The organism is Aquamicrobium sp. YD-1-mutant5, from assembly GCF_059509755.1.
Window position 1 is genome coordinate 54408 of sequence record NZ_JCAKKP010000002.1, and the last position, 15308, is coordinate 69715.

Genomic DNA, 15308 nt, shown 5'->3' on the forward strand with positions numbered 1-15308 from the left:
GCCGCGGGAAGGCCCGGATCATGACCCATCTCAGAAGGTTTCTCCACCACTACCCCCTGTGGCCGGCTCTGATCATTCTGGCCGTCTTCTTCGGCTACCCGGTCTTGGAGCTTCTTTCGGTCAGCCTTACCAACCTGAAGGGGGCCTTCACCTTTGAAAATTACGAGAAGGTTCTGGCCAGCGCCGTCTACATGAAGGCTCTGAAGACCACGCTCGTCATATCAGGCCTGGTTTCGGTCTTCTCCGTCGTCCTCGCCTATCCGATCGCCTATCTGATGGCCACGACGAGCGTTTCCAGCCGCCAGATCCTGATGCTTCTGGTGCTGCTGCCGTTCTGGAGCGGCTTTCTGGTGAAGACCTTCGCCGCGCTCATCATTTTCGGCTTTCAGGGCCCGGTGAACCAGCTTCTGGTCAGCCTTGGACTGGTCGAGCGCCCCGTCGAGATGATCAACAACATGACGGCCGTTGTCGTCAGTATGACCCATTCCCTAATGCCGCTCGCGGTGCTGACCATGTTCGCGGTGATGGAGAATATCGACCGGCGGCTGGTGCAGGCCGGAGCGACGCTCGGTGGCAGCGCAGCACAGACGTTCTGGCGCATCTATTTTCCGCTGTCGCTCAATGGTGTTCTCGCCGCCGCCGTACTGGTGTTCATCAGTTCGCTCGGTTTCTTCATCACCCCCGCCATCCTCGGCAGCCCGAACGAGACCATGATCGCGCAGGTCATCATGCGGCTGGTGCTTGAAATGTCGAACTGGAGCGTCGGTGGCGCACTGGCCGTGATCCTGTTCCTGTCCGCGCTGGCGATCTTTCTCGTCTTCCAGCTTGTCTTCGGGTCCGTCGCGATGGGCGGGGAGGGCACGCGCGGCGACAAGGCCGGCGACGGCCTCCTGTCGAGGGCCGGCAGAAGCCTGCTGGCGGGAGCAGCCAATCTGACGGACGCCGTGGCGAAGCTCATTCCACGCGGGCTTCGGGGCAGCCGCATGACCCTGCGGTTCATCGGCCTTGCCGGCATCGTGTTTCTGGCGGCGCCGGCCCTCATCGTCATTCCCGTATCCTTCAACGACAGCCAGTTCCTGCAATTCCCGCCAACCAGCTTTTCCACGCGCTGGTATACGGAATTCTTCGGGTCCGAAATCTGGATGACGGCGACCGTCCGCTCGCTTCTGGTGGCGCTGGCGACGGCCCTCATTGCCGTGGTGGCGGGAACTGCGGCTGCATTCGTCCTCGTGCGCGAACAGGTCCCGGGCAAGGGCCTGCTGATCGGTTTCATCATGGCGCCGCTCATCCTGCCGCGCATGGCCGTGGCTGTCGCCCTGTTCTTCTTCCTTGCAAGGCTGGGCCTTGCCTCGACGCCTTTAGCGCTCGTCATCGGCCACAGCATTCTGGCAATTCCTTATGTGGTCGTCGCCGTTTCCGCGGTGCTGAAACGCTACGACCGACGGCTCGATCAGGCGGCAAGTAGCCTCGGCGCCAGTCCGGCAAGAGTGTACCGGCACATTACCCTGCCGCTGATCCGCCCCGGCCTTTTCGCCGCCGGCCTGTTCGCCTTCATCACCTCTTTCGATGATCTCAACATCGCATTGTTCGTAAGCGGCGGCCTGCAGAACACTCTTCCGAACCAGATGTGGTCGAGCATGTATCTGGCCGCCAGCCCGATCCTCGGGGCTGCGTCCACCGTCATCCTTGTCACATTGTCCGCCGTTCTCATCACTGCCGAACTGCTGAGACGTGCAAGCGAACGCAAACTCAACCTGTCCGGACCGGAGAGTTGACCATGGGCATTCGTGACACTGCCTGCATCGTGGGCATCCATGAGCACCCCACCCGCCACGCGCCCGACATATCCGTGGCCCGCCTGCACGCGGAGGTGGCCGCCAAAGCCCTTGAGGATGCGGGCCTGAGTTTTTCCGATGTGGATGGCTATTTCTGCGCTTCGGATGCGCCGGGCGGCGCCCTCGCCATGGCCGAATACATGAACCTGGAGCTTTCCCATGCCGATTCCAGCGAGGGTGGCGGCGCCTCCTACATTGCCCATCTCGGCCACGCAGCCGCAGCCATCGCCGCGGGAAAATGCAACGTCGCGCTGGTGACGCTGGCCGGGCGCCCGCGCTCGGAAAGCGATGGCCGCTCGGAACATCTGTCCGCGCCGGCCCTGCAGTTCGAGCATCCTTTCAATCCCACGGTTCTGTCGCTCTATGGCCTTGCCGCCGCACGGCACATGCATGATTTCGGGACCACCAGCGAACAGCTGGCCTGGGTGAAAGTGGCCGCATCTCATCACGCGCAGCACAATCCGAATGCCATGCTGCGCAAACCGGTCACCGTTGAAGATGTCGTCAACTCGCCGCTGGTGGCGGGTCCGCTGCATCGGCTGGATTGCTGCGTGATCAGTGATGGCGGCGGGGCGCTCGTCCTGACCAGGCCCGAGATCGCCAGATCGCTTGCCCGGCCGCTCATTACGCTGAGAGGGCATGGCGAGGCCATTCGCTACCACCCGCCGCTGGGCTATGACCTCACTTCCACCGCTGCGGCGGAAGCGGGCCAGAGGGCGTTCGCGACGGCAGCCGTCACACCCGCCGACATCGATTATGCCTCCATCTATGACAGCTTCACCATCACCGTGCTGCTGCAACTGGAAGACCTCGGCTTTTGCCCGAAAGGGCAGGGCGGGCGCATGGTTGCGGATGGCGGGCTGATAGCAGGCTCCGGCAGGCTGCCGGTCAATACCGACGGCGGCGGGCTGTGCAGCAACCATCCCGCTTTCCGGGGCGGCATGACCAAGGTGATCGAGGCCGTCAGGCAATTGCGCGGAGAGGCGGCACCGCAGGTGCAGGTGCCGGACTGCAAACTCGCGCTGGTGAGCGGCATTGGCGGCTATCTCGGCTCGCGCCATGCCAGCAGCGTTGCCATACTGGAGCGGAGGTGATCCGATGAGCAAGACCGAACATTCCGCGCTCATTGCGCGCACGCCCGAAACCCTGCCGTTCTGGAAAGCGGCTGCCGAAAACCGGCTGGTCCTGCCCTTTTGCGAGGATTGCGGCCGGCACCATTGGTATCCCCGCGCCATCTGCCCGCACTGTCATGGGCAGAATTTGCGCTGGAAACAGTCCGCCGGCCATGGGACCATCCACAGCATCGCGGTTATGCACCGGGCTTCTCCGCCTGAGGCCACAGCCATCGTGCAGCTCGATGAAGGCATCTGCATCTACACGCAGATCAGGCTCGGCGAAGATGAAACAGCAGCCATTGGCGACAGGGTTCTGGCCAGCTTCGAGCCGGTTTCATCTGCCTCCAGCGCGCTTGTCTTCAGGCTCCCGACGTGACCCTGAACGCAGCATCGCTCCACTTCCTGGCGAAAGACCGGTTTGAACCAGCCTTTCCGTGGCCCACACGCAATGGTGTCGAAGCCGGCTCTGTCGCACCGTTTGGAATGCCGGCGCCGTGGCAGGGAGATCCGGTGATGGTGCGGTGGAAAAGGGCCGCGGGTTTGCCCCTTCAGTGATCCTGCCGGGCCGTTCCCAACTTTGCCGCTCGCCATCCGGGCGGCACGCCGCCGGTGTCCGGTTGCAGTGAGCCTCCCCTGTATTGGTGATACCTTCATCGCCAGCGACGTGATGGCCGGCAGTCAATGCCGGGCCATCACCAGCGTGCCGGACGGCCGTTTCCGGAGGCTGTCGTTCATGGCTGAGGGGGCCGGCATCTGTCGTCGGGAGGTAGTGCTTTCTATGCAGCACTTTTTTGCCTCAGCGCCGCAACCCCGCCGCCAGATGCAAGGGTGGGCCGGGACGGATGGCTTCGCATGAGGACCAGCACATACGAGTGTGCAGTCCATGCAGCGGCTGGCGGACTTGGCGATCGTTACTCGCAACGGGCGGGACACCAGCGCCGCGCGGGCATCGCGCCACGGTGATCCGTGTTGCCGGCCGATCATCGGAAACAGGAGCAAAATCACGCCCGTTTGAAAAAATGAAACTTTACATACATTCTTGTTTGTATATAAAATCGCCCGAAAGGTGTCGTCATGCGCAGGACCAAGGAAGACGCGGAACAGACCCGAACGGCCATCCTCGATGCGGCCGAGCGCGTCTTCATGGAGCGCGGCATAGATGCCGCGACGCTGGACGGCATTTCACGCGCTGCAGGCGTCACGCGCGGCGCCTTCTACTGGCATTTCAAGGACAAGACCGATCTTCTGAGCGCGTTGCAGGCGCGCAGTTCGTTGCCGCAGGAAGAACTGCTCGCTTATGACGAGACCAGCAGCACCGACGATCCGTTCGAGTTTCTGGAAGCTGCCGGCATCAAGGCCCTGACCGTCTTCGAAGAAGATGAAAGCTGCCAGCGCCTGTTCAGCATTCTCTCCAGCCATACCGGCCGGGGGCAGAGCGCCGACTGGATGGACGATGCCAATTGCCGCCTGTTCCGGCTGATTTCGCGCCTGACGCGCATCGCGGCGGATCAGGGCAAGCTCGGTCCCCATTTCACGCCGGACGAGGCGGCAGGCGTGCTCATGGCCAGCATGAACGGGCTTCTGGGCGAATGGCTGCGAGCCAAGAAAGTCTTCCCGCTGAAGGAGCTTGGCTCCAAGCTGTTGCGCGGGCAGCTTGCCATGCTGAGGGCATCCGAATGATCCCGCTGATCTTTTCGCTGCCTCCTCCGCCGACGCCGGATCTGCCCGGCTAGCCGGAACAAAAGGCGCTGTCGCCAGCGCAAATACATTCTCCCAAAAACGGTTTCATCAGAGAGTTCCCATGCGAAACAGGCTCACAGGAAGCGCTGCAACGGGTGTCTTCGCCTTGGTTCTGAGCGGGCTTGCCCCGCTTGCATCCATGGCGCAGGAGCAACCGCCGGCGACGGTAACGGTCATGAAAGCCGAACCGCAGGATTTCACGGTGACCGCGCGGCTGCCCGGCCGCGTCAAGGCATCCACGGTCGCGGAGGTGCGCCCGCAGGTGTCCGGCATCATCCGCGAGCGACTGTTCGACGAAGGTGCGCGGGTCGAGGCTGGCCAGCAGCTCTACAAGATCGAGGACGACACCTATGTCGCTGCCGTAGCCGCGGCGAAGGCCACTGTCGCGCAGGCCCAGGCCAACTATGATCTGGCGGTGCGCGAAGCCCGCCGCGCCGACGAACTGTTTCAGGCAAAGACCGGCTCGGAACAGCGCCGCGACAGCGCCAACGCCACGCGCGATGCCGCCGACGCCGCGCTGCAGCTCGCGAAGGCGCAACTGATGAGCGCCGAGATCGAGCTCGAACGCACCAATGTGCGCGCGCCGGTTTCCGGCGTTATCGGACTGTCGCAGACGACCACCGGCGCACTTGTCGGTGCCCAGCAGGCGACTGCGCTCGCCACCATCCGCACGCTCGACCCGATCTATGTCGACGTCACCCAGTCGGCCAACGACCTCATGCGCTGGCAGGGGGCGCGCAAGTCTGAAGAGCCCGGCGCGGATGCCGCAACCTTGATCCTGCCGACCGGCGGCGCGTTCCAGCACAAGGGAAAGCTCAGGGCGGCCGAACCGCAGGTGGAGCCGATGACGGGCATGATCACCCTGCGCGTCACCTTCGACAATCCCGAACACACGCTGCTGCCCGGCCTCTATGTGGAGGTGGAGCTGCCGCAGGCTGTGGCCGAAGGTGCCTATCTGGTGCCCCAGAACGCCGTGATGCGCGACACGACCGGTGCCGCCCATGCCTGGGTGGTCGAGGGCGGAAAGGTCGCCGTGCGCAATCTCACGGTGCTGACGGCTTCAGAAAACCGCTGGGTCATCACCGGCGGCCTGAAGCAGGGCGATGAGATCATCACTTCCGGCTTCCAGAAGATCGGCCCCGGCGCGCCCGTGGAAATCGTGCGCGAGAAGATTGAAGCGGCCGTGCAGCCGGCCGAAGGGAACTGACCCATGGCCCGCTTCTTCATCGACCGGCCCATCTTTGCATGGGTCATAGCCATCATCATCATGGGCCTTGGCCTGCTGTCGGTATCGCGGCTTGCGGTGTCGCAATATCCATCGATTGCCGGCCCCTCGATCGTCATCAGCGCGGTCTATCCCGGCGCCTCGGCGGAGACTGTCGCCGATACGGTCGTCCAGATCGTCGAAAAGGAAATGACCGGCCTCGACGGGCTGCGCTACATCAAATCGAGCACCACCTCGACCGGCACGGCCTCGATCACGCTGACCTTCAACATCGGCACCGATCCCGACATCGCGCAGGTTCAGGTGCAGAACAAGCTCGCCCAGGCGGAAGCCAACCTGCCCGAAGCCGTGGTGCGCCAGGGTGTTACGGTGGAGAAGTCGGCGACCGGCTTCCTGATGGTGATTGCGCTGATCTCCGACGACGGTGCGCGCCGCGACGTCGATCTCGCCGACTATCTGAACTCCTACATGGTCGAGCCGATCGCCCGTCTCACCGGCGTCGGCAAGGTTCAGGTGTTCGGCTCCGAATATGCGATGCGCATCTGGCTCGATCCGCAGAAGCTCAAATATTACAATCTGGCGCCCTCGACGGTGGTTTCGGCCATCAACGCCCAGAACGCGCAGATTTCGGCGGGTTCCTTCGGCGCCATGCCGGCGCCGGAAGGCCAGCTTCTCAACGCCACCATCACCGCCCAGTCGCTCCTGAAAACGCCCGGGGATTTCGAGGGCATCGTGCTGCGTGCCGATGCCGATGGCGGCCTCGTGCTGCTGCGCGACGTGGCGCGCGCCGAACTGGGCACCGAGAATTACGAGATCACCGGTTTCTATAACGGCAAGCCTTCCTCCGGCATGGCGATCCAGCTCGCTTCCGGCGCGAACGCGCTGGACACGGCCGAACTGGTCAAGGCCAGGATGGAGGAGCTTGCCGCTTCGCTGCCGGCGGGCGTCAGCTACGTCATCCCCTATGACACGACGCCCTTTGTTCTGATTTCGATCGAGGCGGTGCTGAGCACGCTGGGTGAGGCGATCATTCTCGTCTTCTTCGTGATGCTGCTGTTCCTGCACAATTTCAGGGCCACGCTCATTCCAACGCTCGCCGTTCCGGTTGTGCTGCTGGGAACCTTCGGCATCATGGCGGCGCTGGGCTTCACCATCAACACGCTGACCATGCTGGCCATGGTGCTTGCCATCGGCCTTCTGGTGGACGATGCCATCGTGGTGGTGGAGAACGTCGAGCGCATCATGCGCGACGAACATCTGGGGCCGGTCGAAGCCACGCGGAAATCCATGGACGAAATCACCGGCGCTCTGGTCGGCATCGCCATGGTCGTGTCCGCGGTGTTCGTGCCGATGGCATTCTTCGGCGGTTCCACCGGCGAGATGTACAAGCAGTTCGCCGTCACCATCGTCTCGGCCATGGGGTTGTCGGTGCTGGTGGCGATCGTGTTCACGCCGGCCCTGTGCGCCACGATGCTCAAGCCGCATTCGCATGCGCCGCGCAAGGGAATGCTGGCCCGCATGGGTGGCGCGTTCAGCGATGGTTTCGAGCGCCGCTTCTCGCAGGTGACGTCGGGCTATTCCGGCATCGTCCGCTTCGCGACCCGCGGGCCGCTGCGCATGCTGGTGGTCTATGCCCTGATCGTCGGCGGCATGGTCATGCTCTACCAGCGCACGCCTCCCTCCTTCCTTCCCGATGAGGATCAGGGCGTGCTGATGGCCATCGTCCAGCTTCCCTCCGGGGCCACCGCCGGACAGACGGAAGAGGTTCTGCACAAGGTGGAACAGTACTTCATCAGCACCGAACCGGAGAATGTGGCGTCGGTGTTTTCCGTTCGCGGCTTCTCGTTTTCCGGTCAGGGACAGAACATGGGCATGATGTTCGTCAAGCTGAAGGACTGGTCACTGCGCACCTCTCCCGATGCCTCGGCATCGGCCATTGCCGGACGCGCCTTCGGCCCGCTGTTCGGCGGCATCCGCGAGGCCATGGTGGTGCCTTTCGTGCCGCCTGCTGTCATGGAGCTTGGCACGTCGAACGGTTTCACCGCCTTCCTTCAGGCCTCGGCGGGCCAGAGCCATGAGGAACTGCTGAACGCCCGCAAAAAGCTGATCGGCATGGCGTCCGATGATCCGATGCTGACGGCGGTGCGGCCGAACGGGGTGGAGGACGCCACCCAGTTCCGCCTGAACATCGACTGGAAGAAGGCCGGCGCCGTGGGGGTGACGGCGGCGGATGTCGGCACCTTCCTGAACACCATCTGGTCGGGCGCCTATGTCAACGACTTCCTCTATGAGGGTCGCGTCAAGCGCGTCTACGTGCAGGGCGAGCCTTCGGCACGGACCAAGCCTGAAGACATGGCGCTGTGGCGCATCCCCAACGTCAATGGCGATTTCGTGGACCTGACGACCTTCTCCGAGCAGCAATGGGTGTTCGGGCCGCAGCAGGTGACGCGCTACAACGCGCTGCCGGCCATGGAGCTTGAAGGTTCGGCCCGCGACGGCTTCACCTCGGGCGAGGCAATTTCCGCCATGGAGCAGCTCGCCGAAAAGCTGCCCCCCGGCTACAATCTGCGCTGGACGGGCATGTCGCTTGAAGAAAAGGAAGCCGGTGCGGGTGCCATGATCCTGTATGGTCTGGCGCTGGCCACCATGTTCCTGTGTCTTGCGGCCCTCTACGAAAGCTGGACCATTCCGATCGCCGTGCTGCTGGCGATGCCGGTCGGCATTCTGGGCGCGCTGATCGGCGCCTGGATCGGCGGCCAGTCCAACGGCGTCTACTTTCAGGTGGGCCTGCTGACCGTCGTCGGCCTGACCGGCAAGAACGGCATCATGATCGTGGAATTCGCCCGCGACCGCATGGCCAAGCTCGGCGAGAGCGCGGTCGAGGCGGCGCGCGAGGCATCGAAACTGCGCTTCCGCCCGATCCTGATGACCTCGCTGGCCTTCGGCCTCGGCGTTCTGCCGCTGGTGGTGTCGTCGGGCGCCGGTGCGGGCGCGCGGCAGGCCATCGGCTTCGCCACCTTCTTCGGAACCATCACCGGAACGCTTCTGGCTCTGGTGTTCGTGCCGGTGTTCTTCGTCGTCATCAACCGGCTGTTTTCCCGCCGCCGGACAGAAGATCGGGCGGTCACCGCCTGATTGCGTGCGTAGCTGAGTAAACTCGTACCGCGTAACGGCCCTGCCGCCCGTGTCAAAACCGGCGGCAGGGCTTTTTTGAAGCAGGGCTTGCGCATTCCTGATCATCAGGAACGGTTGGAAGGGACACCGAAGCGATGAGCAAGACGGAAAATCCGAAACGCCCGAAGGAAGGCGTTTCCGTCATTCCGGCGGCGCAGAAGCGGCAGCGCGACCGCGTTTTCTGTGCCGTCGTCGCGGTTGCGCTCGATCAGGGGTTTGGCCATGTCACCATGGATGCGGTGGCAAGGCAGGCAAAGCTGAGCAAGGGTGGCCTGCTCTACTACTTTCCCAACAAGGCTGAACTGATCCAGGCGATGCTTGCCAGATATTCCGGCTGGGAAAACACCCCGCAATGCAATCCGGACAAGGGCGGCGGCGCAGGCGGCATCGACCTTTTCGCCGTTGCCGTTCTGGTCGCCGCCGCCGAAGACCCCTCTTTGCTCGCCTGTGCTGCCGATTGCCCCGGCCAGGAGGCCACCGGCGACGACAAGGCTGCATTCTCGGCAAGATGGCGTCTTTTCTGCCATCTCCTCGCCAACCGCCTTTAAAGCGTGTCGCGATCTTCCAGATTCGCTCCTCACGCTTTAAGTTATTGTTTTTGCGCATGTCGTTATCCCGAAACCAATTCCCACTTTCGGGCGACATGCGTTAGGGTCGGGGCCGAGTGCTTAAGTGACGGCCATTGTTGAGCAAATGGCTGCTGGCCGCGCGTGGCTGCGATGCAGACTGGTTTCCTGACGCTGCACGGGCAAAGGGATCACTGATCGTATTCAATTCCATTTGCCTTCCTGCGATGCCGCGCAAGCCCCTGACGATCGGCGTCGGTTACGCCCTGAGCCGGGTAAGAACCATATATCCGCAGCCGCACGACATCCCGATGGACGTCATCGTCACCGACTGATCGCGCAGACATGGGCCTTGATCCCGACCGCGACGGCGTGACGCCGCCCCTTCGGTGACTGCTGCTTGCGCGCATAGGCAGAAGCGCCTGCCGTTGCCTTCGGATGCATTCCTGCAGGGATTTCATGAACAGCGCCCCTGAAATGGGGGCTTGCCGGGGTGTCGGAGAATGAACCGGCGCCTGCTGCGACCATATCGCACATTTGTTGTCGGGGGAGTTTGCGCAAAAAGATTATCTGAGATACCTCTTTTAGGAGGAGCACGAATTTCGTGCAGGAGAGCCCGATGCCATCCGTTTCCGGTTTGCGCCTGACAGCCCTTGTCAGGCCCGTTTTCACCACAGTCTCCGGCTTCCGTATTGCATGGGCGCTGCCATGCGCCTGACGCTGCATACCGACTATGCGCTGCGCATGCTGATCTACGCCGCGACACGGCCCGACCGGGCGTGCACGGTGAGCGATGTGGCCGAAGCCTACGGGTTGTCGCGCAATCACCTGCTGAAGGTGGCGCAGACATTGCGCGAGCATGACTTCATCGAGACGGTGCGGGGGCGTTCCGGCGGCATAAGGCTGAAGCGGGAACCCGCCAGCATCGGCATCGGCGCGCTGGTGCGCACGATCGAGGAAGATCTCTCGCTCGTGGAATGCATGCAGAAGCGCGGCGGGCACTGCGTGATCTCGCCCTGCTGTGAGCTCCGGAACATGTTTTCCGAGGCGCTCGCCGCCTGGCTGGCCGTCCTCGATAAGTACACGCTCGCCGATATCGTGCGCAACAGGGCACAGCTCGGCATCCTGCTCGGCATCGAAGGCATCGCGGCATAGCCGGCAAACAAGCGAGGGGAAAGCCAGATGGTTTCAGGATTGACGGTTTCCGAACGCCAGCTTTCGCTGGCCGTGCTCACGCTGCTGGCGCTGTGCGGGCTTGCCATGGCCGCTGCCGGCCGGGCCGATGCGCTGGGCATTCACGGCTTCATCGTGCTTGCCTTCAGCCTTGGGCTGATCTTCCTGGTGATCTCGCGCTACAACGACCCCGAACCGCCGGCGGAGCGGCTGGCGCACTATTACGACGACCCGACGAGGGTCGGCATCGTGCTGACCATGATCTGGGCCGTGGTCGGCATGTTCTTCGGTGTGTGGGTGGCCGCGCTGCTGGCGTGGCCGGATCTGACCTTCGATGCCGGCTGGGCGAGCTTCGGCCGCCTGCGGCCGGTGCATACTTCCGGCGTGATCTTCGGCTTCGGCGGCAATGCGCTGATCGCTACCTCCTTCCACGTTCTCCAGCGCACGTCGCGGGCGCGCCTGCCCGACCAGTTCAGCCCGTGGTTCGTGCTGATCGGCTACAATCTGTTCTGCGTGCTGGCCGCCAGCGGCTATCTGATGGGGCTGACCCAGTCCAAGGAATATGCCGAGCCCGAATGGTATGCCGACATCTGGCTGGTGATCGTGTGGGTGGTGTATTTCCTCATCTACATCCGCACCCTGCAGCGGCGGAAGGAACCGCATATCTACGTTGCCAACTGGTACTACATGGCCTTCATCCTGGTCGTGGCGGTGCTGCACATCGTCAACAATCTCGCCGTGCCGGTCTCCTTCGGCCATGCCAAGAGCTACTCGCTGTTCTCCGGCGTGCAGGATGCGATGACGCAATGGTGGTACGGCCACAACGCGGTCGCCTTCTTCCTCACCTCCGGCTTCCTCGGCATGATGTATTACTATCTGCCCAAGCGCGCCGAACGGCCGATCTTCTCCTACCGGCTTTCCATCATCAGCTTCTGGGGCATCACCTTCATGTATATGTGGGCGGGCTCGCACCACCTGCACTATACGGCGCTGCCGCAATGGGTGCAGACGCTGGGCATGACCTTCTCGCTGGTGCTGCTGGTGCCATCATGGGCCTCCGCCGGCAATGCGCTGGCGACGCTGAACGGCGCATGGGACAAGGTGCGCACCGACGCCACGCTGCGCTTCATGATGGTGGCGGCCGTGTTCTATGGCCTGTCCACCTTCGAGGGCTCGTTCATGGCCATCCGCGCCGTCAACTCGCTGTCGCACTATACCGACTGGACCGTCGGCCATGTCCATGCGGGCGCGCTCGGCTGGGTGGCGATGATCACCTTCGGCTCGCTCTATGCGCTGGTGCCGTGGATGTGGAAGCAGCAGCGCATGTATTCGCCGAAGCTGGTCGAGGTCCACTTCTGGCTCGCGCTCACAGGCACCATCATCTACGTCTTCGCCATGTGGAACTCGGGCATCATTCAGGGCCTGATGTGGCGCACCTACAATGACAGCGGCACGCTGGCCTATTCCTTCATCGACAGCCTCGTCGCCATGCATCCCTACTATATCGCGCGCACCGTCGGCGGCCTTTTCTTCCTTGCCGGCGCCATCGTGGCCTCCTGGAACGTGTGGATGACGATCCGCATGGCCCGCACCGGCCAGTATCAGGAGAGCGGCGCCGACGTGCCGCTTTACGGCAGGGCCGACGCCGTGCAGGCAGGAGAATAGCGATGAAGGAGTTCTTCCACCGCAAGATCGAACGCAACGCCATCGGCTTCGTCCTGGCGATCGTCGGCGTCGCCTCCATCGGCGGCATCGTGGAGATCGCGCCGCTGTTCACCATCAGCGAGACGGTCGAGGAAGCGCCCGACATGCGCCTCTACACGCCGCTCGAACTGGCGGGGCGCAACATCTATATCCGCGAGGGCTGCTATGCCTGCCACTCGCAGATGATCCGCACCCTGCGCGACGAGGTCGAGCGCTACGGGCCGTTCTCGCTGGCGGTGGAGTCGCAATACGACCACCCCATGCTGTGGGGATCGAAGCGCACCGGGCCGGACCTCGCCCGCCTCGGCGAAAAATATTCCGACGCCTGGCATGTCGCCCACCTCATCAACCCGCGTGACGTGGTGCCGGAATCGGTGATGCCCAAATATGGCTGGCTGATGCGCAATGAGCTGAAATACGACGATCTTGGGCTGCATCTGGCGGCCCAGCGCAAGGTGGGCGTGCCCTATACCGACGAGATGATCGCCAATGCGCAATGGGACGCCTACGGGCAGGCCAACCCCGACAGCAATCAGGCGCAGGGCGTGGCCGAGCGCTATGGCGAGGCCACCATCATAAGGGTGTTCGACGGCGATCCCGCCCGCATCACCGAGATGGACGCGCTGGTCGCCTATCTGCAGATCCTCGGCAGGCTGACGGATGCCGCGCACCAGAGCGCGGCCGTGGAGGAGTGAGGCCATGGACCACGAGATGCTCGTCGCCTTCTCCAAGAGCTGGGGCCTGTTCTACCTGATCATCTTCGCCATCGGGGTGCTGGTCTACGCCTTCTGGCCGGCCAACAGGAAGCGGTTCGACCGCGCCAAGAAGAGCATTCTCGACGATGACGACCGGCCGGGGGAGGGGGAGTAGGCGCATGGCAACCGAACGACACGACCCCATCACCGGGCGCCCGACCACCGGGCACGAATGGAACGGCATCGAGGAACTGGAAACGCCGGTCCCGCGCGTGGTGTTCTTCTTCCTGATCGCCGGCACGCTGTTTGCGATCGGCTACTGGCTGCTGATGCCGGCATGGCCGCTCGGCTGGACCTACACGAAGGGCCTGCTCGGCATCGACCAGCGCACCGTGGTGACGCGGCAGGTGGAGCAGGCTGCCGTCTCGCGCGCCGTCTGGGCCGACCGCATCGCCGGCGAGGACTTTGCCGCCATCGCCGCCGACGAGGAGCTGATGCGCCATGTGCGCGACACCGGCCGCACGCTGTTCGTCGACAATTGCGCAGTGTGCCATGGCGTGCGCGGCACCGGCGGTCCGGGCTTCCCCAATCTGGCGGCGGGCGCGTGGCTGTGGGGCGGCGACCCCGAGACCATCGCCGAAACCATCAGCGTCGGCATCAATTCCACCGATGACGATACGCGCATCTCGCAGATGATGGCCTTTGGCCGCGACGGCGTGCTCGAAATCGGGCAGGTCAGGGCGGTGGCGGCCTATGTGCGCTCGCTGTCCGGCCAGCAGCTGGGCGAAACCGATCAGGCCCGGTTGCCGGAAGGGCAGGAGGTGTTCGCGGCGAACTGCGCCGCCTGTCATGGCGAGGAGGGCAAGGGCATGGTCGAGGTCGGCGCGCCAGATCTCACCGACGAGAACTGGATCTATGGCGGCGACGCCCAGTCGGTGTTCACCACCATATATTCGGGCCGGCAGGGACACATGCCGCACTGGCAGGACCGGCTGTCGCCGGTCGATATCAGGATCCTCGCCCTTTATGTCGGCACGCTCGCGACCGACGGAGGCACGCAATGAGCACCGCGCCTCCCGCCACGCGGCCCGGCCGGCTCAACTGGCGCCTCATCTCGGCGCTGATCGTCGCCGGCGGCGTGCTGCTGTTCGCCGGCGCCAATGCCCATCTCGTCTATGTCGCAATCGGCTCGCAGCCCGACTGCGTGCCGCATGAAAAGACGGCCGATGGCGCGGGAACATACCGCGCCGCCAGATCGTCCTGCTGAGGAGGAAGTTCATGGGACGCACCGAAAGCACGCCACTTCCGCTGGCCGGGCAGCGCCGGCGCAATCTGCCGGCAAGCGCCGCCTTCGGCTGGCTGGCGGCCGGCTGGCGCGACCTGTGGCGCAATCCCCTGCCCAGCCTCGCCTATGGGCTGGTGGTGTTCGTGCTGTCGCTGGCGGTGGTGACCTGCCTGTTCAGGCTGGAGCTCGACTACATATTGTTCCCGGCGCTGGCCGGCTTCATGGTGGTCGGGCCACTGGTCGCCATCGGCCTCTACCAGAAAAGCCGCGATCTGGAGGAGGGCAGGCCGGTGAGCCTTGCCCGCATGATCTTCGTCCGGGCGGAATCGGGCGCGCAGGTGTGGTTCATCGGCGCCATCCTGTGCCTGCTGATGCTGGTGTGGATGCGCGCCGCCGTCATCATCTATGCGCTGTTCTTCGGCCTTCGGCCTTTCCCCGGCCTCGACCACATCGCCGCCATGCTGTTCACCACGCCCGAAGGCTGGGGCATGCTGGTGGTGGGCACCGTGGTGGGCGGCCTGTTCGCCGCCTTCTCCTTCGCCATCAGCACCTTCTCCATACCCATGCTGCTGGCCGAGAAGGTCGATGCCTTCACCGCCATGGGCACCTCCATCTCCATGGTGTTCAGGAACCTGCCGGTGATGCTGGTCTGGGGCGCCATCGTGCTTGCGCTGTTCCTGATCTGCATCGTCACCGGCCTTGTAGGTCTCGTCGTCATCTTCCCGCTGCTCGGCCATGCGACGTGGCACAGCTACAGGGCGATCAGATGAGGCGCCGCACCCCATGGCGGCATCGG

General features: G+C 63.8%; 15 protein-coding genes and 1 pseudogene. 15 read left to right on the forward strand and 1 reads right to left on the reverse strand.

From position 1 onward, the window contains the following. Positions 1–20: 20 nt before the first annotated feature. The 8 genes and pseudogenes from AC5XE7_RS02925 to AC5XE7_RS02960 form a co-directional block, all read left to right on the forward strand. Positions 21–1775 (forward strand): ABC transporter permease subunit, encoded by a 1755-nt coding sequence (locus tag AC5XE7_RS02925; RefSeq protein WP_495364710.1) that lies wholly within the window; start codon positions 21–23, stop codon positions 1773–1775. 2 nt (positions 1776–1777) lie between these two features. After that, the gene (locus AC5XE7_RS02930) at positions 1778–2929 is read left to right on the forward strand and encodes a thiolase family protein (protein ID WP_495364711.1); all 1152 of its coding nucleotides are present in this window, start codon (positions 1778–1780) and stop codon (positions 2927–2929) included. A gap of 4 nt (positions 2930–2933) precedes the next feature. Further along, a complete protein-coding gene (locus AC5XE7_RS02935; protein WP_495364712.1) occupies positions 2934–3326 on the forward strand; it encodes a Zn-ribbon domain-containing OB-fold protein in 393 nt (130 codons plus the stop codon). Between the two features lie 698 nt (positions 3327–4024). Then, the gene (locus tag AC5XE7_RS02940) at positions 4025–4630 is read left to right on the forward strand and encodes a TetR family transcriptional regulator (RefSeq protein WP_495364713.1); all 606 of its coding nucleotides are present in this window, start codon (positions 4025–4027) and stop codon (positions 4628–4630) included. Between the two features lie 121 nt (positions 4631–4751). Continuing rightward, positions 4752–5897, forward strand: coding sequence for an efflux RND transporter periplasmic adaptor subunit (locus tag AC5XE7_RS02945; RefSeq protein ID WP_495364714.1), 1146 nt, complete (start codon positions 4752–4754; stop codon positions 5895–5897). A 3-nt stretch (positions 5898–5900) separates the two neighbouring features. Next, entirely contained in the window at positions 5901–9050 is a 3150-nt protein-coding gene (locus tag AC5XE7_RS02950; protein ID WP_495364715.1) for an efflux RND transporter permease subunit, read from the forward strand. A 134-nt stretch (positions 9051–9184) separates the two neighbouring features. Beyond that, on the forward strand, positions 9185–9637 hold the full coding sequence (locus AC5XE7_RS02955) for a TetR/AcrR family transcriptional regulator (RefSeq protein ID WP_495364716.1): 453 nt from the start codon (positions 9185–9187) through the stop codon (positions 9635–9637). 236 nt (positions 9638–9873) lie between these two features. Next, positions 9874–9990, forward strand: a pseudogene (locus AC5XE7_RS02960) (5-formyltetrahydrofolate cyclo-ligase); the annotation flags it as partial. Here AC5XE7_RS02960 and AC5XE7_RS02965 read toward each other — a convergent pair. Next, positions 9980–10327 carry a hypothetical protein gene (locus tag AC5XE7_RS02965; RefSeq protein WP_495364717.1) on the reverse strand — a complete coding sequence of 116 codons (348 nt, stop codon included), beginning with the start codon at positions 10325–10327 and terminating at the stop codon, positions 9980–9982. The pseudogene AC5XE7_RS02960 and the gene AC5XE7_RS02965 sit on opposite strands and share 11 nt — an antisense overlap. 36 nt (positions 10328–10363) lie before the next feature. On the opposite strand from AC5XE7_RS02965, the gene AC5XE7_RS02970 reads away from it, so the two are divergent. Genes AC5XE7_RS02970 through AC5XE7_RS03000 form a run of 7 tightly spaced genes read left to right on the forward strand, consistent with a single transcriptional unit; the run spans position 10364 to position 15282 of the window. Then, complete coding sequence (locus AC5XE7_RS02970; RefSeq protein WP_183831992.1) at positions 10364–10810, forward strand: Rrf2 family transcriptional regulator; 447 nt, start codon at positions 10364–10366, stop codon at positions 10808–10810. A gap of 27 nt (positions 10811–10837) precedes the next feature. Further along, entirely contained in the window at positions 10838–12493 is a 1656-nt protein-coding gene (gene ccoN, locus AC5XE7_RS02975) for a cytochrome-c oxidase, cbb3-type subunit I (protein WP_495364718.1), read from the forward strand. Between the two features lie 2 nt (positions 12494–12495). Next, positions 12496–13227, forward strand: a complete 732-nt coding sequence (gene ccoO / locus AC5XE7_RS02980; RefSeq protein ID WP_495364719.1) for a cytochrome-c oxidase, cbb3-type subunit II — start codon at positions 12496–12498, stop codon at positions 13225–13227. 4 nt (positions 13228–13231) lie between these two features. Then, the gene (locus AC5XE7_RS02985) at positions 13232–13402 is read left to right on the forward strand and encodes a cbb3-type cytochrome c oxidase subunit 3 (RefSeq protein WP_495364720.1); all 171 of its coding nucleotides are present in this window, start codon (positions 13232–13234) and stop codon (positions 13400–13402) included. A 4-nt stretch (positions 13403–13406) separates the two neighbouring features. Beyond that, positions 13407–14291, forward strand: coding sequence for a cytochrome-c oxidase, cbb3-type subunit III (gene ccoP / locus AC5XE7_RS02990; RefSeq protein ID WP_495364721.1), 885 nt, complete (start codon positions 13407–13409; stop codon positions 14289–14291). Next, positions 14288–14494 (forward strand): hypothetical protein, encoded by a 207-nt coding sequence (locus tag AC5XE7_RS02995; protein ID WP_495364722.1) that lies wholly within the window; start codon positions 14288–14290, stop codon positions 14492–14494. The genes ccoP and AC5XE7_RS02995 overlap by 4 nt, the downstream gene beginning before the upstream one ends. A gap of 11 nt (positions 14495–14505) precedes the next feature. Then, the gene (locus AC5XE7_RS03000) at positions 14506–15282 is read left to right on the forward strand and encodes a DUF2189 domain-containing protein (RefSeq protein ID WP_495364723.1); all 777 of its coding nucleotides are present in this window, start codon (positions 14506–14508) and stop codon (positions 15280–15282) included. Positions 15283–15308 lie beyond the last annotated feature (26 nt).